The sequence below is a fragment of the Pseudonocardia nigra genome, from assembly GCF_019396355.1.
GTDB lineage: Bacteria > Actinomycetota > Actinomycetes > Mycobacteriales > Pseudonocardiaceae > Pseudonocardia > Pseudonocardia nigra.
This window is the reverse complement of the sequence record NZ_JAHKRK010000021.1, coordinates 1-22852: the sequence shown is the minus strand read 5'-3', so window position 1 is coordinate 22852 and position 22852 is coordinate 1. Positions and strand designations below refer to the sequence as shown.

Genomic DNA, 22852 nt, shown 5'->3' with positions numbered 1-22852 from the left:
CACTCTGCCACGGGGTGCCGCAGCCACGCAACTTCGTGCTAAGTTGTGTCGTGATGAACCAAAACGAGTGGGCCCGGGGGGTGGCGGCGATGATCGCGGGCGAGATGAAGCGCCGCCGGGGCCGGATGAGCGCCCAACGTCTGGCCGACCGGTGCGAGGAGCTTGGCTACGCGATCCCACGGTCGGTCCTGGCGAACCTGGAGTCGGGGCGCAGGGAGACGATCTCCGTGCCCGAGTGGCTCGTCCTATCCGCTGCTCTTCGCGTGCCCCCGCTGCTCTTGCTGTTCCCGCTGGGGCGGGTCGAGACGGTGGAACCCCTACCCGACGTGGAAGTGTCCCCGCTGTCCGCGCTGGACTGGTGCGAGACCGGGCACATCGGTCGGGGCGTCGAGCCACCTTCCGCCGAGGACGCTGCCCTGCTCGCCAACTACCGCGAGTACTCAGCTCTCTTCGTGCAGTGGCAGGAGGCCCGGCTCGACGCCCGGCGGGTGACCGAGCTTCTCGACGAGTCCGATGAGGCCCTGCGGCAGCGTGGTGAGGATCGGCGGGACCTGGAGCACGAGCTGCGGCGCTGCTCACAGCGGGAGGACGAGGCTGTGCTCGGGCTGCAGCGGATGCACGAGGTGTTCCGCCAGACCAACGTTCCGATCCCGCCGTACCAGTACCTCTCGCTGCCTACGGCGCTCCGGCGTCAACTCGGTGAGGAGGACCCACAGCCATGAGCGCCCGCGGAGCGGTGTCGAAGCGCTGCGGCTGCACCGAGATCGTCAACGGTCGGCGCCGTCAGCTCGGCGCCCGCTGCCCGAAGCTGCGCCGTAAGGACGGCACATGGAACCCGCGACACGGGACGTGGGCGTTCACCGCGACCGTCCCGGGCAAGGGCGGGAAGCCGCAGCAGATCCGCAAGGCCGGCTTCGACTCGCAGACGGACGCGCAGACCGCCCTCGACCTGGTGCGGGACAAGGCCCGCCGCGGCGTGGTCGTCAGCGATGTCACAGTCGGCGTGTTCCTCACCGAGTGGATCGCCGGCAAGACCGACATCGGGCCAAGCACCCGCCGCTCCTACGCCGGCCAGATCCGGAACTACCACCTGCCCCACCTCGGGCACCTGAGCCTCGACGACCTGCGGGTCGCGCACGTCGCCGAGATGCTCGCCGAGGTGCCGGGCTCGGACGCGACCAGGCAGCGGGTCCGGGCGTCGCTGCGGGCCGCGCTGAACGATGCGCTGCGCGAGGGCCTCATCCTCGTGAACCCGGCCGCGCTGGTGAAGCTCCCCGCGGGAAAGCGCCCGAAGGCGCTGGTGTGGACGGCGGAGCGAGTCGACCGGTGGCGTACCGCGGTCGACCGGCTCGCCGAGTGCGACCCGGACGCGCCGGAGCGGGCGCAGCTCGAGGTGGCCGCGCAGCCGCCATCGCCGGTTATGGTGTGGACGCCGGCGCAGCTGGGGGAGTTCCTCGACCACGCCCACGCCGACCGGCTGTACGGGCTGTGGCACACGGTCGCGCACCTCGGCCTGCGCCGCGGTGAGGCGGCCGGGCTCGAATGGCAGGACGTCGACCTGGCAGCCGGCACGTTGACGGTGCGCCGTCAGCTCGTGCAGGTCGGGTGGCAGGTGGTCGAGGGGCCGCCGAAGTCGGACGCCGGGAACCGCACGGTGGCGCTCGACGGCGGCACGGTCGAGGTGTTGCGGGCGCACCGGCGTCGGCAGCTGGCCGAGCGGATGGAGTGGGCGTCGGCGTGGGTGGAGTCGGGGAAGGTGTTCGCCCGGCAGGACGGGTCGCCGCTGCACCCGGAGACGATCACGGACCGGTTCCACGCCATCGCCGCCGCGGCCGGGCTGCCGCCGATCCGGCTGCACGACCTCCGCCACGGCGCGGCGAGTCTGATGCTCGCAGCCGGAGTGCCGTTGAAAGTGGTGCAGGAAGTGCTCGGCCATTCGAGCTCAACGCTGACGAGCGACACGTACATGAGCGTGTTCCCGGCAGTCGCTGCGGAGGCTGCGGAGGCCGCCGCGGCGATGGTGCCGAGGATGGCCGTCGGGACTGGCGTGCACACACCGCGCACACACTCGGAAACAGCAAGACCTGATGCTCCGAAGAACACCAGGTCAGGTGGTGCGCCGCGAGGGAATCGAACCCCCAACCCGCTGATTAAGAGTCAGCTGCTCTGCCGATTGAGCTAGCGGCGCCTGCCGTTGCGCCCTCCCGCCCGGCGCCCTGGAACGCTAACACACCCTGTTCCAGGGGCCGTGCGGCGGGGTGCCGCGGCATGGGGTGAGTGACGGGACTTGAACCCGCGACTTCCTGGACCACAACCAGGTGCTCTACCAGCTGAGCTACACCCACCATCGCGACCCGGTCGGAACCGGGAACGTCATCAGCTTAGCGTGGCCCCTGCGGCGTCTCGAAAGGGGTTCCCGTCAACCGTGCCGCGACCGCCTGGGCCTGCTCGGATGTCGGTCCGGGCGGGGGCACGAACAGGGTGTGGCGGTAGTAGTCGAGCTCGCGGATCGACTCCTCGATGTCGGCCAGCGCCCGGTGCGCCAGACCCTTCTCCGGCTTCGCGTAGAAGACCCGGGGGAACCAGCGCCTGCACAGCTCCTTGACCGAGCTGACGTCGACCATCCGGTAGTGCAGGTGCCCGTCCAGGTCGGGCATGTCCCGGGCGAGGAACGCGCGGTCGGTGGCGATGGAGTTGCCGGCGAGCGGGGCCGTGCGCGGCTCGGGTACGTGGCGGCGGACGTAGGCCAGCACCGCCTCCTCCGCCTCGGCCAGGGTCACCGTGGACCGGCGGACCTCCTCGGTGAGCCCGGACCGGGCGTGCATCTCCCGCACGATCTCGGGCATGCCGGCGAGCGCCGACTCATCGGCGGAGATCACGATGTCGACCCCGTCACCGAGGACCCGGAGGTCGCCGTCGGTCACCAGGCAGGCGATCTCGATGAGCGCGTCGCGCCGGAGGTCCAGCCCGGTCATCTCGCAGTCGATCCACACCAGACGATCGGTCACCCGGTCACACTAGGCCCGCAGGGTTCGCGGCGGACGCAGTACCGGGCGTGTTGGCGCCGGTCACGGGCACGATCCGGTCACGATGCGGCAGTGGATCGTTCGCGGGGGGCAGACGGGAGCGGGAGACCGCCGGTGGCGGACCCGCTGCCGCGGCTCACCCCGCCCGGTGCTCGGCATTCGGCCGCGCCAGGAACGGGGTGAGCAGGTGGGGTGTGGCCGCGTCGGCCAGCGCCACCCCGTCGGGTGCGGCCACGTCGAGCACCGTGTAGCCGCCCGCCCCGGCCGCGGTGATCGCTTCAACCGCCACGAGCCCCGAGCGGCGTTGGAAGATGCTCTGCCGGAACGTCCAGCCGATCACGCCTGCCCGCTGCAGCGCGACCGTCTGCCGCTGCAGGGAGCCCTGCCGGGCCACCAGGTACCGGGCGGTGAGCTCGTGGCCGAGGTTGCGGTAGCGGTCCAGGCCGAGGAGCGCGGCGAGCGGGAGCAGCACGAGGCTCGCCGGCCCCAGCCACGCCACGGCGGGCACCGCCCAGCCGAGCAGGAACGCCCCGGCCACCAGCACCACCACCGGGACCAGCGCCCGGCTCATCCGCCGCACCAGCGCCGCGCGGGGGTGGGCGCGCAGCGGCGCACCGGTGATCTGCGCCGGGTGCTCCCGCAGCACCGCCGACGCCACCCGGTGCGCCTCGGCGCGCGGCGCGGGTGGCTGCAGCGCTCCACCCTGGCCGTCGCGGGCCAGTCCGGTGGACAGCGCGCGGCACTGCGCGCCCCGTCCGGCCCGCAGCAGCAGCGGCTCGACGATCTCCGTGCCCCGCAGGCGCTGCTCCGCAACCGACAGCGAGCGGCGGGTCAGCAGACCGCGCTTCACCCGCAGGGTCCCGGTCCCGACGACGGGCGTGCCGGCGGCAGGCAGTGCGCCGTCCCGGCTCGGCTCCCGCGTGAGCCGGTAGTCGTACCAGCGCTCGGCGAACAGGATCAGCGCGCCGACCACCGCCGTCACCAGCAGCCCGACGCCCACCACGGCGACGCCCAGCCAGATCGGGGCGGTGGCGAGGCGGTCGGTGGCGTCCTCGATCACGCCGATGTCGCGGGGGTCGACGCCGAGGTCGTCGACGAGGTTGAACACAGCGGCCCCGACGGCGCCGACGCCCGCGAGTGAGGAGAACGTCAGCGGCGCGAAGCGCAGCCAGGACCACTGCAACCCGGCCAGCTCCTCGGCGGGCGGCGCCTGTGGGGTCTGCTGCGCCGGGTCCGGCGCGACGGGGGAGCGGTGGTCCAGCAGCTCCCGCCGCAGCCGCTCGGCCTCGGCCTTGCTGACGGCGTCGAGGCTCAGTCCGGACTGCTCGAGCACCGCCCCCGACCCCGCGCTGACCTGCACCACGCTCAGTCCGAAGGCACGGTGCAGCAGCCGGGCGGTCAGGTCGACCGAGCGGATCCGGTCGCGCGGCACGGACCGGCGCTGCTTGCGCAGCCAGCCGCTGTGCAGCTCGACGCGTTCGGCCGTGATCCGGTAGCGGGTGGTGCGCCACCGGGCCACGCCCGCGATCACCACGAGCACGGCGAAGACGAGCGGGATCCACAGCCGGGTCGTGACGTCGCCCTGCCCGGTGAACAGCAGGATCACGGCGACCGGCAGCAGCCGCACCGCGCTGCCCAGCGGGCTCACCACGAGCATCCGCTTGTCGAGCCTGCGCCACGGCGTTTGGACCGCCGGCGGGGCGGCGTCCGTCATGCTCGCCTGCTGCGGGAACGGCGCCTGCTCGGTCACGTGGCGTCCCCCGGGGTGGCCTGCGTGGTCTCGGTGAGGGTGCGGGCCAGCTCGGCCGCGGCCGTGGCGTCCAGGCCGCGGATCTTCACCGGCCCGCGCGCGGACGCCGTGGTGACCGTGACGCTCGCCAGCCTGAGCAGCTGTTCCAGCGGGCCGTGCTCGGTGTCGACGGTCTGCACGCGCGAGATCGGCGCGATCCGCCACTCCCGCACGAGCCAGCCCGACAGCGTGTAGACGGCCTCGTCGGTGACCTCCCACCGGTGGATCCGGTACAGCAGCGGCGGCACGACGATCCCGTAGCCCATCACGGCGAGCGCCGTGGCCACCGCGGTGACGACGAGCCAGGTCGGAGCGTCGGAGGACAGCACGATCAGCACCACGACCTGTGGCACGACCAGGACCAGCAACGTCAACAGTGCACGCAGCTGCCACCACCGCACGGCGCGCGGGTCGGCCTGGTGGGCAGGCGGGCGGAGCGGGAGCGCGGGCGTGGCGGTGGCCATGCCCCGAGTGTGCCGTGATCGGCAGCGTCTCGGGTGATCACGACACGGGAACGACCGACAGCTCGCTCACCGCGGCGATCGCGTCGAAGCCCCGGTCGTCGTGCAGCAGCGGCACGCCCTCCCGGATGCAGACGGCCGCGATGAGGCAGTCGGTGGTGCGTCGGATGGTGACGCCGCGGGCCCGGCTCGCACGGTAGATCGACGCCGAGCGGCGGAAGTCGCCGAGGCCGCGGAGCTGGAGAACGGGGAAGACCGCGAGCCGGAACTCCACGCGCTTCACGGCGGACTCCCGCAAGCCCTGCAGGATCTCCGTGAGAACGATGTCGGTCATCGCGATCTGTCTCGCATCGCGCAGCGCCTTGTCCAGGTACTCCACCTGAGGCGTGGAACGGTCGGCGAGGAAGTCGATCCAGACGCTCGTGTCGACAGCGAAGTCAGGCTTCACGCGGTCCAGCCGGGCCGGCCCGAACGCATCTCGTCGAGGTCGCCTTCCCACCGGACCGCCCCGCGCAGCTCGAGCACCTGGCGCGTCCGGTACTGCCGCACCACCTCACGCAGGCCCGCCTCGACGGTCTCCTTCTTGGTGCGGGTTCCCAAGGCCTTCATCGCTTCGGCCAGCAGCTCGTCATCGACGTCGATATTGGTGCGCATGCCGCCTCCGATGTGTATGTCTCCTTGAGATCGTACACATCGTTCCGCCGGGCCGGGCGCCGTTGCGTCAGGTCAACGGACGGACGGCGGCGGCGCGCAGCGCCGCGACCGGTAGCGGCGCCCCACCACAGGAGGCGGGCGCTGGGCGGGCACCTCGTCGCTGTGGACCTCGACGGCCCAGCGCCTGCCGTCCCGGCTGTCGACCACCGCGCCGCCGGCGGTGTCGGCGACCTCGAGCGCGTCGGCGTCCCGCAGCCCGGTCGCCGCCCGCACCGCGAGCTCGGCCACCTGCCCCGCCGGGGACCAGGTGGACCGGCCGCGGCACAGCGCCGTCTCGACCTCGCCCGCACCTGCCGCCTTCCGGACGGCGACCGCCGTGGCCGCGTCGAGCCGCCCGTAGACGTATCCGGTGGGCAGCACGAGCGCGGTCGGCGCGAACCGGTGCCCGCCGAGGTGACTGCACTCCCAGACGTCGGGCTCGCCCGTCCCGGCCAGCGCGACGGCGAGCGCGCGGCCGTCGAGGGCGCAGCAGCGGTCCCGTCTCCCGTGGGTGCACACCAGCAGCAGCGGGTCGCGGACCGGCGCCCCGGGCAACGGCGCGCCGCGCTCCGGGAGCGGGACGTCCGCGAGCTCGGACGGCCCGGCGATCGTCAGCCGCGCGGTGCGGGCGACCTGTGGTGCGGTGTGGGTGAGGTACACGCGGGTGGGGCCGCTCGCCCCGTCCCCGCGGCGTCCCGGGCGCCGGATCAGCAGCACCCGCCACCCGGCAGCGCCCGCCCGTGCGACGAAGGCGCGGACCGCAGGGTCCGGGTGCTCGGCGACCTCCCGCGGCCACGCGCCGCGGTGCTCCAGGCACACCCAGCGCGGCGCGACCGGTGCCGTGCCGGCGAGCGGCTCGTCGGCGACACGGGCGAGCACGGCGCAGCGTCCGTCCATCACGGCACGATAGCTGAGGCTTCCCTCACCCGAGCGGGCGACGCTCAGCGATGCGCCGCGCCGGGGAGCTCGCGGTGCACCACCTTGCCGGTGGCGTTGCGCGGCAGCGCGTCGACGAACTCCACGTCGCGCGGCACGGCGAAGCGGCTCAGCTCAGCGCGCACCCAGCCGCGCACGTCGTCGGGCTCGACCTGCGCACCCGGCACCAGCACCACGTAGGCCGCGAGCCGCTGCCCGAACCGCTCGTCCGGCACCCCCGTGACGGCCACCTCGCGCACCTCGGGGCGCGCGGCGAGCAGCTCCTCCACCGGACCGGGGTGCACGTTCTCCCCACCGGAGACGATCATGTCGTCGGCGCGTCCGGTGAGGTGCAGCAGGCCGTTCTCGTCGAGGTGGCCGACGTCGCCGGTGCCGAGCAGCCCGCCGGACCGCGGCACGTCCGCACCTGCGCGGGTGTAGCCCTCGAACGGCATGTCGTTGTGCACGAAGATCCGGCCCTCGACACCGGGTGGCACCGGGCGGTCGTCGTCGCCCAGCACGACGAGGCGGGTGCCTGCCGGGGCGCGGCCCGCGGTCCCGGGTGCGGCGCGCAGATCGGTGGGCGAGGCGATGCTGACCCAGGAGACCTCGGTGGAGCCGTAGAGGTTGTAGAGGACGTCGCCGAAGCGGTCGAGGAACGCCGTGGCGAGCTCCGCGGGCAGTGCCGACCCGCTGACGGCCACGATCCGCGGCCGGTGGGCCGACCACGCGGCGGCGAGCTGCGCGTCCGGCAGCTCCAGCACCCGCTGCAGCATCACCGGCACGGCGAACACGGCGGCGCACCGGTGCGTCTCGGCCAGTTCCAGGAGCCCGGCCGGGTCGAACCGGCGGGTCAGCACGACGGGCGATCCGTGCAGCACCGCGAGCTGCAGCGCCGCGAGGCCCCACGTGTGCAGCAGCGGTGCCGCGATCAGCGCGGGCTCGCCGGCCCGCAGCGGGATCGCCGAGAGGATCGCCGCCGCAGGGGAGATGCTGTGCAGGGCCGGCCTGCGGGCGCCCTTCGGCGGTCCCGTGGTGCCGGAGGTGAGCACGATCGTGCGGCCCTCGGGCGGGCGCAGCGGCAGCGGACCGGGACCGTCGAGCGCATCGAGGTCGGCGACGACCCGGCAGCCGTCCGGCAGCCCGGCCAGCGCGGGCGCGAACTCCTCGTCGGCGACGACGGTGTGCAGGGCCAGCTCGCGGGCGACGTCCCCGAGCTGCCCCGCCGACAGGCCGGTGTTGAGCAGCACCGCGTCCGCGCCGAGCTTGCCCGCCGCGACCTGCGCCACGACCGCGCCGCGGTGGTTGCGGCACAGCACGCCGACCCGCACCCCGGGCTCGACGCCGGAGGCTGCGAACGCCCGCGCCACGGCGTCGGAGTGCCGGTCCAGCTGGGCGAACGTGAGCGAGCCCTCGTCGTCGACGATCGCCGGGCGGTCCGGGTGGCGCGCCGCCCCCGCCGCGTAGCCCGCGGTGACCGTCAGCCCGTAGCGGGCGAGGCTTCCGGCCATCCCGAGCAGCCGGTCCGGCCGGACCGGGCGGACCACCCCTGACCGGGTCAGCGCAACCACGGCCCGCGCCGATCCGACCGTCTGCTCCGCCCCCGCCCGCACCACGTCGAGCACCCGTCCGAACGCCCCGATCACGTCCACCAGTCTTGCCTTGTCGCGTCCGGCGCGCAGGTCGTGCGGGTCGGGCTTCGAGATTGCAGCAAAGCCACTTTCACGCAACCCGATGGCATGAAAGTGGCTTTGCTGCAAGGCGGTGCGCTCCTCAACGCAGTGGCTGGGTCAGGTCGTAGATCGTCCGGTCCCCGACGGTGAACGAGGCGAAGTTCTCCTGCACCCACGTCGTGATCGCGGAGTTCCGGCCGCCGCCCGGGCCCTGCAGCGTCGGGCCGCCCTGCTGCGGCGTGGTACCGGGCGGGGGAGTGCGGCGCATCCCGCCCGCATCCGGGACGAAGTACCGCACCTCGCCCGCGGCGACGTACGCCTGGAACTCCTCGAGCGTCGGAGCGGGGTCACCGCCGGAGAACCCGCCGATCCCCATCACGGTCACGTCGCCGGCGAGCGCGAGCGTCGCGGCGCCCTGGGCGCCCACCGTCGCCGCGGCCCAGGTCGTGCCCGCGGCCTGCAGGAGCGCCACGAGCTCCGGGTCGACCGTGTCCCGTCCGGGTGGGCCGAGCGTGGGTGCTGCGCCCTGGTCCGCCCCGGCCGGTGAGCCGGGCATCGGGCCGGGCGCGATGACGCCGCGACCGTTCGACGCCGCCGCCTGCGCGGCGTACGCCGCGGGGGCCGCTGCACCGGTGAGGACCAGCGCCAGCGCCAGCGCTGCCGTCCACCGCCGCGGGGGCGCGAGCAGCCCGAGACAGCCGACCGCCGCCGCGGCCGCGACGACCCAGCGCAGCCACGGCAGGACGTCGGGGGAGCGGGTGAGCAGCACCCACGCCCACGCCGCGGTGCCGGCCACGACCAGCACGAGCGCGGCACGGCCCGGCCACGAGCGGTGGTGCGGCCAGAGCGCGGCCCCGCCGATTCCGACCAGGGCCGCGATCCCCGGCGCCAGCGCAACGGTGTAGTAGGAGTGGAAGATCCCTTGCGCCAGGCTGAACACCAGCGCGGTGACCGCCGTCCAGGCCCCCCACAGGACCAGGGAGGCGCGGACCCGGTCGGTCCGCGGGGCGCGGCGGGTGAGCCACAGCCCCACCACGAGCAACGCCAGCGCGGCCGGCAGCAGCCACGACACCGCGGGCCCGACCTGCGCGTCGAACATCCGCAGGGGGCCTGCCTCGCTGCCGAACCCGGGGCCGGTGGTGGTGGTGACGCTGCCGCCCGCCGAGATGATCATTCCGCCGGTGGTGGCCCCGCCGCCGCCACCGAAGATCCGGCCGAGGCCGTTGTAGCCCAGGGCGAGCTCGAGCGCGCTGTCGGTCTCGGAGCCACCGATGTAGGGGCGGCTGCCGGTGGGCCACACCTCGACGACGGCGAACCACCATCCGGCGGACAAGACGATCGCCACCCCGGCGGCCAGCAGCTGGCGGACGCGGCGCCACAGGCCCGTGGGCGCGGCGACCAGGTAGGCGAGCGCGAGCGCCGGGAGCGGGACGAACGCCGGTGCCATCTTGGTCAGGAACGCGAGCCCGACCAGTGTCCCGGCGAGCAGCAGCCACGTCGTCGACGCCGCCTCGATCGCGCGGACGCTGGCGTACGCGGCGGCCACCAGCAGGAGCACGAGCAGCGCATCCGGGTTGTTGTAGCGGAACATCTCCACGACCACCGGGGTCAGCGCCAGCACCGCCCCCGCGAGGAGCCCGGCGACCGGGCCCGCCACCCGCCGCACCGCGGCGTACAGCAGGGCGACCGCGCCGACGCCTATCAGCGCCTGCGGCACCAGCATGCTCCAGGAGGAGAAGCCGAACACCCTTCCCGACAGCGCCATGACCCACAGCGCGGCGGGTGGCTTGTCGACGGTGACGACGTTGCCGGCGTCGACCGAGCCGAAGAAGAACGCGGTCCAGTCCTTGGTCATCGCCTGCACGGCGCCCGCGTAGTAGGTGTTGGCCCAGCCCCCGGCGCCGAGGTTCCACAGGAGCAGCGCCGCGGTGCCGAGCAGCAGCGCAGCGAGTGCGATCCGCTCACCGCCGGTCCGGCGCACGGCCGGACGGGAAGCGGGGGAGCCGATCGGGACGAGGGTGGCGGTCATGCCGGGGTCTCCTGACGGGGTGCGTCGCCGGCGCGCTGCCGGCGGAAAATCCACGAGCGGTACGCGACGAACCGCAGCACGGTGGCCAGCGCGTTCGCCGCGACGAGCACGGTCAGCTCCACGGAGCGGCCGGCGTCGGGCGCCCACGCGTGGAGCGCGGTGAGCGCGCCGGTGGTGAGGGCCAGCCCGAGCGCGAAGACGATCAGTCCTTGGACGTGGTGGGTGCCGGCGCCGGTGACTCCGCGCACGCCGAAGGTGAGCCTGCGGTTGGCGGCGGTGTTGGCGACGGCGGTGACGACGAGCGCGCCGACGTTGGCGCCGTACGGGCCGGCGGCGCCGCGGAGCAGCGCGTACAGCACCAGGTAGGCCAGGGTGCTGACGACGCCGATGGCGGCGAACCGCACCAGCTGACCCGGCAGGCCCCTCGGCACGCCCGCGACGTCCGGTACCGGGAGGGCGCCGCGGCCGAGGCTGCCGCGCAGCTCGTGCAGGGGCAGGCGACCGGTGGTGAGTGCGTGGCCGAGCCGGGCGATGCCTTTGAGGTCGGCCACGGCGGTGGCGAGGATGTCGACGCTGCTGTGCGGGTCGTCCACCCAGTCGACCGCCACCTCGTGGATGCGCAGCCCGCAGCGCTCGGCGAGCACCAGCAACTCGGTGTCGAAGAACCATCCGGTGTCCTCGACGAGCGGGAGCAGGCGGCGCGCGACGTCCGCGCGGATCGCCTTGAAGCCGCACTGCGCGTCGGTGAACCGGGCGGCGAGTGCGCCGCGCAGCAGCAGGTTGTAGGCGCGGGAGACGAGCTCGCGCTTCGGGCCGCGCACCACCCGGGAGCCGCGGCCGAGGCGGGTGCCGATCGCGATGTCGGAATGCCCGCTGATCAGCGGCGCGACGAGCGGGAGCAGCGCGGCGAGGTCGGTGGACAGGTCGACGTCGCAATAGGCCAGCACCTGTGCGTCCGAGGCCGCCCAGGTCGCCCGCAGGGCGCGGCCACGGCCCTTCTGCTCCAGCCGCACGGACGTGACCGCGGGCAGCTCGGCGGCCAGCCGGGCGGCGATCGCGGGCGTCGCGTCGGTACTGGCGTTGTCGGCGATCGTGATCCGGAAGCGGTACGGGAACTGCACGGCCAGGTGGGCGTGCAGCCGCCGGACCGACGGCTCGAGGTCGTCCTCCTCGTCGAAGACCGGGACGACGACGTCGAGCACGATCCGCTCGGATCGCCCCGTGCGGGTGGACTGCAGCGCGGTGTCGACGCTCATGCCCACGACCGTGGCGGCGGCCGCTGTGGTCCCGGTGGGTCGATCATGTGGACGAGCTGTGACCCCTGTCGACTCGCGGGGTCAGCGCGGGAGACGGACCGTGAACTCCGTCCGACCGGGGCGGCTGGTCACATCCACGGTGCCGCCGTGCGCGGCGACCACGGCGTGCACGATCGCGAGCCCCAACCCGGTGCTGCCGGTGGCGCGCGACCGGGATGCCGAACCGCGCGCGAAGCGCTCGAACACGTGCGGCAGCAGATCCGGGGCGATCCCGGGCCCGCTGTCCACCACGCCCAGCCCGACGCCGCCGTGCTCGGGCCGCAGCGTGACCTCGACGGTGGTGCCGGGCGGCGTGTGGGTGCGGGCGTTGGCCAGCAGGTTGGCCAGCACCTGGGCCAGCCGGGAGGCATCGCCGGGCACGGTGACGGGACGGTCGGGCACGTCCAGCTGCCAGTTGTGGTCCGGGCCCGCGGCGTGGGCGTCGCTCACGGCGTCGACGACGAGCCGTGTCAGGTCGACGTCGCCGCGTTCGAGCGGGCGGCCGGCGTCGAGGCGCGCGAGCAACAGCAGATCCTCGACGAGCGTGGTCATCCGCTCGGTCTGCGAGGCGATCCGGGCCAGCGAGTGCTGCGTCTCGGCGGGCAGCTCGGCCCGCCTGCTGAGCTCGGTGTAACCGCTGATCGCAGCGAGCGGCGTGCGCAGCTCGTGGCTCGCGTCCGCCACGAACTGGCGCAGCTGCGTCTCGCTCTCGTGCCGCGCCTCGAGCGCGGACCCGACGTTGTCGAGCATGCGGTTCAGAGGGCTCCCGACCTGACCCACCTCGGTGCGTGGATCGACGTCGGGAACGCGGTCGGCGAGCGAGACCTCCCCGCGGTCCAGCGCCAGGGCGCTGACCCGTGCGGCGGTGGCGGCGACCCGCTCCAGCGGCCGCAGCTCGCGCCGGACGACGACCGCGCCCGTGACCCCCGCGCCGAGCAGGGTCACCCCGCCGACGACCAGCTCGATCGCGACGAGCCGGGCGACAACGTCGTTCACCTGCTGCTCCGGCAGCCCCGTGACGACGACGTCACCAGTGGGTGTGGTTCCCGCGACCACGCGGTAGTCGCCGAGCGGACCGAGGTCGACGGTGCGTGGCGGCGCTCCGGGCGGCACGGCGGTCAGGTCGGGGAGCTCCTCGTCGGGCACCTTGCGGGTGCCACCCCCGCGCGGGAGCACGCCCGCTGCGACGACCTCGCCGTCGCGGACGATCGCCGTGAGGCCGTCGAAGGGTCGTGGCCCGGCCCGGTCCAGGGCCGGGGGCGCGCCCGGCTCCATGCGGACGACCACGCGGTTGGACGTCCGGAGGTCCTCGTCGAGCCGCTCGACGAGGAACCCCCGCAGCGCCACCGTGGTGACCAGTGCGACCACCACCGAGGCCGCCGCCAGCAGGATCAGCACGGTGGCGACGAGCCGGGTCCGCAGCGAGCGGGCTCTCACCCGGTGGCCGCCGGCTTGAGCACGTAGCCGGCCCCCCGCACAGTGTGGATCGTCGGCGGTCGCCCGGCGTCGATCTTCTTGCGCAGGTACGAGATGTAGAGCTCCACCACGTTCGACTGACCACCGAAGTCGTAGCTCCACACCCGGTCGAGGATCTGGGCCTTCGACAGCACCCGCTTCGGGTTGCGCATGAGGTAGCGCAGCAGCTCGAACTCGGTCGCCGTCAGCTCGACGAGAACATCGCCGCGGCGGACCTCGCGGCTGTCCTCGTCGAGCACGAGATCGCCGACGACCAGCTCCGAGGCCTGCCGCGCTGCCGTGATCGCCGACCGGCGCAGCAGCCCGCGCAGCCGTGCGACCAGCTCCTCGAGGCTGAACGGCTTCGTGACGTAGTCGTCGCCGCCCGCGGTGAGCCCGGCGACGCGGTCCTCCACCGCGTCCTTGGCGGTGAGGAACAGCACCGGCACGTCCGGGGTGTCGGCGCGCAGCCTGCGCAGTACCTCGAGCCCGTCGAGGTCGGGCAGCATGACGTCGAGCACCACGGCGTCCGGGCGGAACTCGCGTGCCGTGCGCACGGCGGAGTGGCCGTCGGCGGCGGCCCTGACCTCCCAGCCCTCGTAGCGCAGGGCCATGGTGAGCAACTCGGCCAGCGTCGCCTCGTCGTCGACGACCAGGACTCGGAGCGCGCCGCCGTCGGCTCGCCGCAACTCCGGGGCCTCCTGCCTCATCGTCGCCATGCTAGCCAGCGTCGCGGGCGTGCATGTGTCCTCGATGGGCGAAACCTGTGCGCTTCCTGTGGAACCGGTTCGGACCCGCCGTCGTCCAAGTCCGCATCCCGATGGAGGAGGACACCGACATGGACGGATTCCAGGGCTGGCCGACCGACGCCACGGCGTTCCTGGCCGAGATCGCCGCCGACAACTCCGCCGAGTTCTGGGCGGCGCACCGGCACCGGCACACCGCAGCCGTGCACGCGCCGATGCGGGCGCTCGCCGCCGATCTGGAGGCGGAGTTCGGGACGCTGCGAGTGTTCCGGCCGTACCGAAACCGGCGGTTCCGCCCGGACGCGCCGCCGTACCGCACCGACACCGGCGGCGTGGCGCTCACCGCGGGTGGCTCGGTGCTGGCGGTCGTCCTGTCGGCCACCGCACTGTCGGCCTCGGCGGGGCACTGGTCGTTCGACGGCGGGCAGCTGCGGCGGTACCGGGCGGCGGTCGACGGGCCGGCCGGGGAGGACCTGGGCCCGCTGTTGAACGGACTCGTCGACTGGACGGTCCATCCCGGGCGCGCCCTGACCGGTCGCCCGCGGGGCCACCGGGCCGACCATCCGCGGATCGGGCTCTTGCGTCTCCGCGGGCTGCAGGTCGAGCGGTCGTGGCCGGTGGGGCCGTGGCTCGGCACCCGGGAGCCGCTGGAGCGGGTGCGGGCGGCCTGGCGGGCGGCCGCACCGCTCGTGGCGTGGCTGGACGCGCACGTCGGCCCGGCCGAGCCGGAACCGCCGCGGCCGCGACCGGTCACCGTTCCGGCGGCGTCCGCGGTGACGGCCCAACCCCATCCCTGACGCGCGAGTCGCCCGTTCCGGACGCGTGAGTCGCCCGTTCCCGACACGCGAGTCGCCCGTTCTCGACACGTGAGTCGCCCGTTCCTGACAGGTGAGTCGCCCGCTTCTGATGCGCGAGTCGCCCGTTCCTGGCAGGTGAGTCGCCCGTTCCTGGCAGGTGAGGCGCCCGTTCTCGACACATAAGTCGCCCCGCCGATCAGCGTCGACTCGTGGGCGGATTTTCGGCAACTCGCCTGCGGATTCGGGGCGACTCGCCTGTCGATTTCGGCCGACTCGCCTGTCGATTGTGGGCGACTCACGGGCGGCTTTCGGGCGACTCGCGGGTCCGGTCGGGACGGGCGGGTCGTCGGGGCAGGGCGACCATCCGTCAGCGGGCGCGCCAGTACCCCGTGGCGTAGACCTTGCGACGGTCCAGGCCGCGGTCGTCCAGGAGGTGCTTGCGCAGGTCGCGTACGCACCCCGACTCGCCCGAGAGCCACGCCTGCCCGGCGCCCGCCGGGAACTCCGCGGTGCGCACGGCCTCGGCCAGCGGCCCGCCCGCCTCCCTCGCGCCACGGTGCACCCAGTGGATCCGGGCCGAGCCGGGCAGCTTCTGCTCCTCGCCCGCGTCGGCCACCTCGAGGAACGCGACGGCGGGCACGCCGGCGGGCAGGGCCTCCAGCACGGTCGCGACGGCGGGGAGCGCGGTCTCGTCGCCGATCACCACGTGGAAGTCGGCGCCCGGGTCCGGCTCGTACCGGCCGCCCGGCTCCGACACCCCGACCCACGCCCCGGGTCGGGCGTCCCGGGCCCACGCCGCGGCCGGCCCGTGCCCCTCGTGCAGCACGAAGTCGACGTCGAGCTCGCCCGCGTCGGCGTCGAACCGGCGCACCGTGTAGGTCCGGATCGCCGGGCGCGGCTCGCCGGTCGGCCACACCGGGCCCCCCGACGCCGCGCGGGGCACCGCGGGCCGCTCCTGGCCGGGCACCGGGAAGAACATCTTGATCCGGCGGTCGGGGCCGTCGCCGCCGAAACCGGCAAGCTCCTTGCCGCCGAGTGTCACCCGGATCATCCGGGGGGTGACGCGCTCGCTGCGGCGCACCTGCAGCAGGCGGGGTGCGGTGGTACTCACGACCCCATTCTGGCGTCCGGGGGGTGGCCGGTCGCGAGACCGGTCCAGACCAGGTCCATCAGGTACTCGGTGGCCTGCTCGCTGGTCACCGTCCGCGCGCCGCCGCGCCACAGGGCCAGCCGCTCGCACGCCCCGACGATCACGTGCGCCCACGCCGTGAGCCGCTGGGGGTCGGCGTCGGGCTGCTGCGCGGCGAGCAGGGCGGCGATGAAGTCGGTCTGCTGGGCGCGGATGCCCTCAAGCGCCTCGCCGGCCACCCGGGACTCCGAGTAGAGGATCGTCCAGGCCGGCTCGTTGCGTTCCAGGTACCGGAAGAACGCGAGCGTGCCGCGCCGCAGCATCTCCTCCGGTCCCTCGGCGGAGGACGCCGCCGTGGCCGTGACTTCCAGCAGCTCGGCGCGCGCCCGCGCGATGCACGCGAGCAGCAGCCCGTCCTTGGAGCCGAAGTGCGTGTAGAGCACGGGCTTGGTCACTCCGATCCGCTCGGCCACCGCGTCCATCGACGCCGCCTGGTAGCCGCGCTCGCCGAACACCGCGAGGGCGGCGTCCAGGATCTGCCGCTCGCGCTCGGCCCGGCCGACACGGCGGCGGGGCGTCCTGGTGTCCACGTCCCGACCCTATCGCAGCGAAGTTACTCGTGGTAACTTACTGGCGGTAACACCGGGAGGAGCGCAGATGACCGACCACACCGTCGACGTCGTGATCGTGGGAAGTGGCTTCGCCGGCCTCGGCGCCGCCGTCCGGCTCACGCAGGCGGGGCGGCCCGACTTCCTGATCCTCGAGAAGGGCGACAGCCTCGGCGGCACCTGGCGCGACAACACCTATCCGGGCTGTGCCTGCGACGTGCAGTCACACCTGTACTCGTTCTCCTTCGCCCCCAACCCGAACTGGACGCGCCTCTTCGCGCGGCAGCCGGAGATCCGCGCCTACCTGGAGGGCATCGCCGACCGCTACCGGCTGCGCGACCGCATCCGGTTCGGCGCCGCCGTCGTCGCCGCGAAGTGGGACGGGGCGCGGTGGAACGTGCGGACGGCGGACGGGACGACGGTCAGTGCCCGGGTGGCCGTGTGGGGCACCGGGGCACTGCACGAACCGTCGATCCCCGACATCGACGGCCTCACCGAGTTCACCGGCACCGCGTTCCACTCCGCGCAGTGGGACCACGACCACGACCTGCGGGGCGAGCGCGTCGCCGTGATCGGCACCGGGGCGAGCGCGATCCAGTTCGTCCCGGCGATCCAGCCCGACGTCGCCGGGCTCACCCTGTTCCAGCGCACCGCGCCGTGGGTGCTGCCCAAACCCGACCGCGCGGTGCCCGGGTGGATGCGCGCGCTCTACCGCGCCGCGCCGCCCCTGCAGAAGCTGCACCGCGCGCTGATCTACGGGTTCAACGAGGCGCGCGTCCTCGGTTTCCGCAAGGCGAGCCGGATGGCGATCGTGGAGCGCTACGCCCGCGCCTACCTGGACCGGACGTTCGCCGACCGGCCCGACCTCAAAGCGAAGGTCACTCCCGACTTCCGCATCGGCTGCAAGCGCATCCTGATGTCCAACGACTACTACCGATCACTGAAGCAGCCGAACGTCGACGTCGTCACGGAGAAGATCATCCGGGTCACGCCCACCGGCGTGCTGACCGCCGACGGTGTGGAGCACGAGGTCGACACGATCATCTTCGGCACCGGGTTCAAGGTCGGGGAAGGGCTGGGGCTCTCGGTGCCCATCGTCGGCCGCGACGGCGAGCAGCTGGCCGACGTCTGGCGCGACGGCACCGAGGCGTTCCTCGGCACCACGATCGCCGGTTTCCCCAACCTGTTCGTGCTCACCGGCCCGAACACCGGACTGGGGCACAGCTCGATGGTCTACATGATCGAGTCGCAGCTGAACTACCTCCTCGACGCGCTGCGCGTGCTCGACAGGACCGGTGCCAGGGCGATCGACACGCGCCGGGACCGTCAGGACGACTTCAACGCGCAGGTGCAGGGCAAGCTCGAGGGCTCGGTGTGGACCCACGGCGGCTGCGCCAGCTGGTACCTCGACGAACACGGCAAGAACCGCACGCTGTGGCCGGACTACACGTTCGCCTTCCGGCGCCGGACCAGGAAGGTCCGTCCGGGCGACCACGTGCTCGTGGCGTAGCCCTCCGCCCGCGAGGCCCCCGGCGCGTAGCCGGGGGCCTCGGACTCGGCCGGTTCGGGCTCGGTCATCCCGGCTGCTGTGGCAGCCGGGTCAGCACCACCACGGGGATCTCGCGAGGCGTCAGCGCCTCGTAGCGGTGGTAGATCGGTGCGAGCGCGGTCATCATGCTCCAGAGCCGCTCGCGTTCCGGGCCGGTGGCGGTGTCGGCTCGGGCGAGGAACCTCTCGGCCTGCACCTGCACCTGCACCTCGGGGTGGGCCTCCACGTTGAGGTACCACTGCGGGTGGTGGGCGGTCACGGCAGAGCCCGACGCCACCAGGACGTAGCGGTCGCCGTCCATGCCGAAGAACAACGCGGTCCGCCGCGGTGCGCCGGTGCGGCGGCCCAGGGTGGTGAGGACGAGGTTGGGGACGCCGCCTTCGAGGTAGCCGTCGCGTCCTTCGGACGCGAGATACCGCTCGACGTGCTCGGCGACCGAGCGGTCGGGGCTGTCGGTCACTCTGGCCGGGTCGTCCCACGGATCCGTCGTCATGTCGTCAGCCCTGCTCGGGCGGGGTGATGCCCTGGCCCCACCCGCCGCCGTCGAAGGGGAGCTCGGCCGCGGTCGTGAACGTCGCGTCGAACGCCAGGAACAGGGCGGCCCGCGCGACCTCCTCGACGGTCCCCATCCGCTGCAGCGGCGTCAGCACGCTCCCCTGTTCCTCGAACGCCGCTCGCTCCGCGTCGGTCATCCCGGCGACGCCCATGGTCGGGGTCTTGATGAAGCCGGGCGCCACCGAGTTCACCCGGATCCGGCGCGGCAGGAACTCGGCGGCGAACACCTTGGCGAACGCGCGCACCGCGTCCTTCGACCCGGAGTAGACGCTCATCCCCGGGAAGACCCTCCCGTTCGCGACCGTCGTGAAGACGAACGCCCCGCCGTCGCGCACCAGCGGCGCCAGGCGCTGCACCGTGAAGAACACGCCCCTGGTGTTCACCCCGAACTGCCGGTCGAAGGCTGCTGCGGTCACGTCCTCCAGCGGCTGGTCGACCTCCGCGATCCCGTGGTTGACGAACACCGCGTCGACCTGGCCCAGCGTCTCGCCGACGAGCACACCGAGTGCGTCGACGTCGGCCGGGTCCGCCGCGTCGGCGCGGACGACGTGCGCCGCCCGGCCGGCGAGCGCGACCCGGGCCTCCTCGAGGGCCTTCTCGCTGCGTCCGGTGAGCACGACCTCCGCGCCACCGTCGAGGAGCGCGGTGACGATCCCCAGTCCCATGCCGTGCGTCCCGCCCGTGACGACGGCCTTCATCCCGGCGTACTTGCCGTTCGATTCGTTCATGGTCCTGACCGTGCGCCCGCCGGGTTCGGATCCGGTCCAGATCGGGTACGGATCCGGCCGATACGTTTGTGAGCGTGCGTTTCGGTGTGCTCGGCCCGCTCGCGGTGTGGACGGCGGGCGGGATGCCGGTGCGCATCCCCGAGACGAAGGTGCGGGCGCTGCTCGCGCACCTGCTGGTCGACGCCGGGCGACCGGTGTCGACCGACGCGTTGATCGAGCACCTGTGGGGCGCCGCCCCTCCCGCGGACCCGCTCGCTGCCCTGCGCACCCGGGTCTCCCAGCTGCGCCGGGCGGTCGGCCGGGAGGTCGTGGTGCACGGCGCGGCCGGGTACCTGCTCCGGGTCGACCCCGACGCGGTCGACGTCACCCGGTTCGAGGCACTGGTCCGGCGGGCCCGCGAGCTCGACGACGCGCGGGCCCGCACCGACCTGTTCACCGAGGCGCTCGCGCTCTGGCGTGGACCGGCCTTCGCCGACGTCGCGGACGAGCCGTTCGCCCGCGCCGCCGTGGTCCGGATGGAGGAGCAGCGCCTCGCGGCCGTGGAGGACCAGGCCGAGGCGCGGCTCGCACTCGGCGAGCACCACGCGCTCGCCGCCGAGCTGTCCGACGTCGTGGCCCGTCACCCGCTGCGGGAACGGCTGCGGGCCGTGCACCTGCGGGCGCTCTACCGGGCGGGCCGGCAGGGCGATGCCCTGGCCGGTTACGAGGAGCTGCGCAGGCGCCTCGCCGACGAGCTGGGCGCGAGCCCCGGGCCCGAGCTGGCCGCGCTGCACCAGGCACTCCTGCGGCAGGATCCGGCGTTGACCCCCGCTGCGGTTCCCGATCCCGCCCTGCCCGTCCCGCTCACCGAGCTGATCGGGCGGGAGGACGCGGTCGCCCGAGTGCACGCCATGGTCGACGGCGGGCGCCTCGTGACACTCGTCGGGCCGGGCGGGATCGGGAAGACGCGCCTCGCGCTCGAGATCGCCATCGGGCAAGCCGTGGGCCCGCCCGATGTCCGGATCGTCGAGCTGGCGGGACGGCCTGCCGGCGAGGACCCGACGTGCTCGCTGGTGGAGACGGTCGCGGCCGGGCTGGGTGTGCACGACGCCGCGGCTCCTCCGGGCACGGAGCCGCTCGCGCGGCTCGTCGAGGCGATGCGCAACCGGCGGACGCTCCTGGTGCTCGACAACTGTGAGCATGTCGTCGAGCCGCTGGCCCAGCTGCTCGACGAGCTCCTGCGCGGCGCACCCGGGCTGCGCGTCCTCGCGACCAGCCGGGAACCGCTCAGGCTGGCAGGCGAGCAGCTGTTCCCGGTGCCGGCGCTCGAACTGCCGGATTCCGAGCACGGCCGGCGTCCGGAGTCGCTGCTCGCGTTCAGCGCGGTCCGGCTGTTCGTGACCAGGACCGCGGCCGCCGACCCCGGTTTCGTGCTCGACCAGCACAACGCTCCGGCCGTCACCGTGATCTGCCGTCGCCTCGACGGCCTCCCACTGGCACTGGAACTGGCCGCCACCCGGGTCCGCGCGTTCGGCGTACACGAGCTCGCCCGGCGCCTGGACCAGCGGTTCCAGCTGCTCGCCGACGGCCGCCGCGGCGGCCCGACCCGCCAGCAGTCCCTCCGCGCCGTGATCGACTGGAGTTGGGAGCTGCTGACCCACGACGAGCGCGTCGTACTGCGCCGGCTCGCGGTCAACGTCGACGGCTGCACGCTGGAGGCCGCCGAGGCGGTCAGCGCCGACGAGGACGTGCCCGCCGATCTGGTGGCGGGCCTGCTGGTCCGCCTCGTCGACCGATCGCTGGTCTCGGTCGTCGACGGCCCGGACGGGCCGCGCTACCGCCTGCTGGAATCAGTCACCGCCTACTGCCTGGAGCGGCTGCACGAGCCGCAGAGACCGGGCAGGTGCACGAGCGGCACCGCCGCCACTACATCGCGCTCGCCGAACGTGTCGCGCCGCAGCTACGCGGCTCCGACCAGCGGCAGGGGCTGCGGCTGCTCGACGCCGACACCGCGAACCTGCGGACGGCCCTCGACCGCACGGTGCGCGGCGACGCGGCCGAGGAGGCACTGCGGCTGGTGAACGCGCTGGCCTGGTATTGGGTGCTGAGGGGCAGGCTCGGCGAGGCCCGCCGTTCCCTCACCGCCGCCCTCGGCACCACGGGTCCCGCCCCCGCCATCGCTCGAGGGACCGCGGCGACCTGGCGGGCCGCGGTCGCATTGCGGCTCGGCGACGAGAAGGGGCGTGCCGACGTCCCCGCCCCGCAGGCCGGGAGCAGCTCGGAGGAGCGATCCGCGCTGGCCACTGCGCTGTGGTTTCTCGGACACGCCCACACCGGTTTCGGCACTGCTGCGGACGGCGCGGAGCCGGTTGACCGGGCGCTGGCGGTGTTCCGTGAGCTCGGCGACCGCTGGGGGATCGCCGCGGCGCTCTGTGCGCGCGCCCGGCAGGCGCTCGGCCGCGGCGACCTCGTTGCACTGCGCGCCGACGGCGAACACAGCCGAACCCTCTTCCGGGAGCTCGGCGATGCCTGGGGAGAGATGCAAGCCGGCTTCGTGCTCGGCGTGCTCGCGCAGATCACGGGTGACTACACGCGAGCCGCCCGCCTGCACCGGAGCGGTGTCCGCACGGCCGAGGAGCTCGGGATGTGGACCGACGCCTCGGACCACCTGTGCCAGCTCGGCCGCCTCGCGCTGCTGACCGGCGACCACGCCCGCGCCGAGCAGCTCCACGACCGGGCACGGCAGCTCGCCGCCGAGCAGGGCTACACCGTCGGCGAGGAGTTCGCCGAGATCGGCATCGCCCTCGGCGCCCGCAGGCGAGGCGACCTCGATCGCGCCGAGTCACTGCTCCGCAAATGGCTGGAATGGGACCGAGCGATGGACTCCGACACCGGCGCTGCGCTCATCCTGGCCGAGCTCGGCTTCATCGCGGAGCTGCGCGGCCACGCCGAATCGGCACAGGCGATCCACACCGAAGGGCTGACGGCCGCGCGGAACACCGGTGACCTCCGCGCGGTCGCCCTCGCGCTCGAAGGCCTGGCCGGCGCGCACGCGATCGCCGGGGAGGGCGAGCACGCCGCCCGGTTGCTCGCCGAGGCCGCAGCCACCCGGGACGCCGTGGGCGCGCCCCTGCCACCCGCCGAGCGCGGCGACCTCGACCGCATCACCAGCGCAGTCCTCGTCGCGCTCGGAACGGACGGGCGGGAACGGTAGGCGTCCGACGCATCGGGTGGCCGCCCGGGCTGATCGCCGCCGCCACCACCACGTCCGTCGACGGCTGTTCCGATACCCGACACTAGCTTGATCTTTAACCTCCGGGGTGCGACACCAGCTCGGAGACCCCGGTTGATCATGAGTGCAGCCCTTGGTTGATCATGCTTCTGTCCAAGGAAGAAGATCAACACAAGGGCTGCGGTGGACAGTG

General features: G+C 73.8%; 19 protein-coding genes, 2 tRNA genes and 1 pseudogene. 5 read left to right on the top strand and 17 right to left on the bottom strand.

What is annotated here, in order from left to right:
• Positions 1 to 53: 53 nt before the first annotated feature.
• Entirely contained in the window at positions 54 to 722 is a 669-nt protein-coding gene (locus tag KME75_RS08180; RefSeq protein ID WP_219413925.1) for a hypothetical protein, read from the top strand.
• A pseudogene (locus KME75_RS46635) lies at positions 719 to 1915 on the top strand (tyrosine-type recombinase/integrase); the annotation flags it as partial. The gene KME75_RS08180 and the pseudogene KME75_RS46635, both read left to right, overlap by 4 nt.
• Positions 1916 to 2112: 197 nt before the next feature.
• Here the strand turns inward: KME75_RS46635 and KME75_RS08165 are convergent.
• From KME75_RS08165 to KME75_RS08105, 13 genes are all read right to left on the bottom strand, one after another.
• A tRNA-Lys gene (locus KME75_RS08165) sits at positions 2113 to 2188 on the bottom strand.
• 81 nt (positions 2189 to 2269) lie between these two features.
• A tRNA-His gene (locus tag KME75_RS08160) sits at positions 2270 to 2345 on the bottom strand.
• A 36-nt stretch (positions 2346 to 2381) separates the two neighbouring features.
• Positions 2382 to 3008: an oligoribonuclease gene (orn, locus tag KME75_RS08155; RefSeq protein ID WP_219413924.1), complete on the bottom strand. Its 627-nt coding sequence runs from the start codon at positions 3006 to 3008 to the stop codon at positions 2382 to 2384.
• 154 nt (positions 3009 to 3162) lie between these two features.
• Positions 3163 to 4776 carry a PH domain-containing protein gene (locus tag KME75_RS08150; RefSeq protein WP_219413923.1) on the bottom strand — a complete coding sequence of 538 codons (1614 nt, stop codon included), beginning with the start codon at positions 4774 to 4776 and terminating at the stop codon, positions 3163 to 3165.
• Positions 4773 to 5279 carry a PH domain-containing protein gene (locus tag KME75_RS08145; RefSeq protein ID WP_219413922.1) on the bottom strand — a complete coding sequence of 169 codons (507 nt, stop codon included), beginning with the start codon at positions 5277 to 5279 and terminating at the stop codon, positions 4773 to 4775. The genes KME75_RS08150 and KME75_RS08145 overlap by 4 nt, the downstream gene beginning before the upstream one ends.
• A 37-nt stretch (positions 5280 to 5316) precedes the next feature.
• The gene (gene vapC, locus KME75_RS08140) at positions 5317 to 5724 is read right to left on the bottom strand and encodes a type II toxin-antitoxin system VapC family toxin (RefSeq protein ID WP_219413921.1); all 408 of its coding nucleotides are present in this window, start codon (positions 5722 to 5724) and stop codon (positions 5317 to 5319) included.
• Positions 5721 to 5930 carry a type II toxin-antitoxin system VapB family antitoxin gene (locus KME75_RS08135; protein WP_219413920.1) on the bottom strand — a complete coding sequence of 70 codons (210 nt, stop codon included), beginning with the start codon at positions 5928 to 5930 and terminating at the stop codon, positions 5721 to 5723. The genes vapC and KME75_RS08135 overlap by 4 nt, the downstream gene beginning before the upstream one ends.
• 72 nt (positions 5931 to 6002) lie before the next feature.
• Positions 6003 to 6866, bottom strand: coding sequence for a ferredoxin family protein (locus KME75_RS08130; protein ID WP_219413919.1), 864 nt, complete (start codon positions 6864 to 6866; stop codon positions 6003 to 6005).
• A gap of 44 nt (positions 6867 to 6910) precedes the next feature.
• Positions 6911 to 8536 carry an AMP-binding protein gene (locus tag KME75_RS08125; protein ID WP_308282644.1) on the bottom strand — a complete coding sequence of 542 codons (1626 nt, stop codon included), beginning with the start codon at positions 8534 to 8536 and terminating at the stop codon, positions 6911 to 6913.
• A gap of 121 nt (positions 8537 to 8657) precedes the next feature.
• The gene (locus tag KME75_RS08120; protein ID WP_219413918.1) at positions 8658 to 10586 is read right to left on the bottom strand and encodes a glycosyltransferase family 39 protein; all 1929 of its coding nucleotides are present in this window, start codon (positions 10584 to 10586) and stop codon (positions 8658 to 8660) included.
• Positions 10583 to 11842 carry a bifunctional glycosyltransferase family 2/GtrA family protein gene (locus KME75_RS08115; RefSeq protein ID WP_219413917.1) on the bottom strand — a complete coding sequence of 420 codons (1260 nt, stop codon included), beginning with the start codon at positions 11840 to 11842 and terminating at the stop codon, positions 10583 to 10585. The genes KME75_RS08120 and KME75_RS08115 overlap by 4 nt, the downstream gene beginning before the upstream one ends.
• A gap of 81 nt (positions 11843 to 11923) precedes the next feature.
• Entirely contained in the window at positions 11924 to 13318 is a 1395-nt protein-coding gene (locus KME75_RS08110; protein WP_219413916.1) for a sensor histidine kinase, read from the bottom strand.
• Complete coding sequence (locus KME75_RS08105) at positions 13315 to 14046, bottom strand: response regulator transcription factor (protein ID WP_219413915.1); 732 nt, start codon at positions 14044 to 14046, stop codon at positions 13315 to 13317. The genes KME75_RS08110 and KME75_RS08105 overlap by 4 nt, the downstream gene beginning before the upstream one ends.
• Before the next feature lie 128 nt (positions 14047 to 14174).
• On the opposite strand from KME75_RS08105, the gene KME75_RS08100 reads away from it, so the two are divergent.
• Positions 14175 to 14879 carry a DUF2461 family protein gene (locus KME75_RS08100; RefSeq protein WP_219413913.1) on the top strand — a complete coding sequence of 235 codons (705 nt, stop codon included), beginning with the start codon at positions 14175 to 14177 and terminating at the stop codon, positions 14877 to 14879.
• Positions 14880 to 15246: 367 nt separating this feature from the next.
• Here the strand turns inward: KME75_RS08100 and KME75_RS08095 are convergent, their stop codons facing one another.
• Together KME75_RS08095 and KME75_RS08090 are read right to left on the bottom strand one after the other, a co-directional pair.
• Positions 15247 to 15990, bottom strand: a complete 744-nt coding sequence (locus KME75_RS08095) for a siderophore-interacting protein (RefSeq protein ID WP_219413912.1) — start codon at positions 15988 to 15990, stop codon at positions 15247 to 15249.
• Positions 15987 to 16598 carry a TetR/AcrR family transcriptional regulator gene (locus KME75_RS08090; RefSeq protein WP_219413911.1) on the bottom strand — a complete coding sequence of 204 codons (612 nt, stop codon included), beginning with the start codon at positions 16596 to 16598 and terminating at the stop codon, positions 15987 to 15989. Before KME75_RS08090 ends, KME75_RS08095 begins: the two co-directional genes overlap by 4 nt.
• A 67-nt stretch (positions 16599 to 16665) precedes the next feature.
• Here KME75_RS08090 and KME75_RS08085 point away from each other — a divergent pair, with 67 nt between their 5' ends.
• On the top strand, positions 16666 to 18126 hold the full coding sequence (locus KME75_RS08085) for a flavin-containing monooxygenase (protein WP_219413910.1): 1461 nt from the start codon (positions 16666 to 16668) through the stop codon (positions 18124 to 18126).
• A gap of 64 nt (positions 18127 to 18190) precedes the next feature.
• Here KME75_RS08085 and KME75_RS08080 read toward each other — a convergent pair whose 3' ends face one another.
• Complete coding sequence (locus KME75_RS08080) at positions 18191 to 18658, bottom strand: nitroreductase family deazaflavin-dependent oxidoreductase (RefSeq protein ID WP_219413909.1); 468 nt, start codon at positions 18656 to 18658, stop codon at positions 18191 to 18193.
• 4 nt (positions 18659 to 18662) lie between these two features.
• The gene (locus KME75_RS08075) at positions 18663 to 19448 is read right to left on the bottom strand and encodes an SDR family oxidoreductase (protein ID WP_219413908.1); all 786 of its coding nucleotides are present in this window, start codon (positions 19446 to 19448) and stop codon (positions 18663 to 18665) included.
• A gap of 74 nt (positions 19449 to 19522) precedes the next feature.
• Here KME75_RS08075 and KME75_RS42840 point away from each other — a divergent pair, with 74 nt between their 5' ends.
• Positions 19523 to 21508, top strand: coding sequence for an AfsR/SARP family transcriptional regulator (locus tag KME75_RS42840; RefSeq protein ID WP_308282642.1), 1986 nt, complete (start codon positions 19523 to 19525; stop codon positions 21506 to 21508).
• Positions 21509 to 22852 lie beyond the last annotated feature (1344 nt).

Coding starts and splice junctions, on each gene's coding strand:
- KME75_RS08135 (WP_219413920.1), bottom strand. CDS start 5,930: ATGCGCACCAATATCGACGTCGATGACGAGCTGCTGGCCGAAGCGATG.
- KME75_RS08120 (WP_219413918.1), bottom strand. CDS start 10,586: ATGACCGCCACCCTCGTCCCGATCGGCTCCCCCGCTTCCCGTCCGGCC.
- KME75_RS08130 (WP_219413919.1), bottom strand. CDS start 6,866: ATGGACGGACGCTGCGCCGTGCTCGCCCGTGTCGCCGACGAGCCGCTC.
- KME75_RS08085 (WP_219413910.1), top strand. CDS start 16,666: ATGACCGACCACACCGTCGACGTCGTGATCGTGGGAAGTGGCTTCGCC.
- KME75_RS08115 (WP_219413917.1), bottom strand. CDS start 11,842: ATGAGCGTCGACACCGCGCTGCAGTCCACCCGCACGGGGCGATCCGAG.
- KME75_RS08100 (WP_219413913.1), top strand. CDS start 14,175: ATGGACGGATTCCAGGGCTGGCCGACCGACGCCACGGCGTTCCTGGCC.
- KME75_RS08145 (WP_219413922.1), bottom strand. CDS start 5,279: ATGGCCACCGCCACGCCCGCGCTCCCGCTCCGCCCGCCTGCCCACCAG.
- KME75_RS08075 (WP_219413908.1), bottom strand. CDS start 19,448: ATGAACGAATCGAACGGCAAGTACGCCGGGATGAAGGCCGTCGTCACG.
- KME75_RS08080 (WP_219413909.1), bottom strand. CDS start 18,658: ATGACGACGGATCCGTGGGACGACCCGGCCAGAGTGACCGACAGCCCC.
- KME75_RS08105 (WP_219413915.1), bottom strand. CDS start 14,046: ATGAGGCAGGAGGCCCCGGAGTTGCGGCGAGCCGACGGCGGCGCGCTC.
- KME75_RS08180 (WP_219413925.1), top strand. CDS start 54: ATGAACCAAAACGAGTGGGCCCGGGGGGTGGCGGCGATGATCGCGGGC.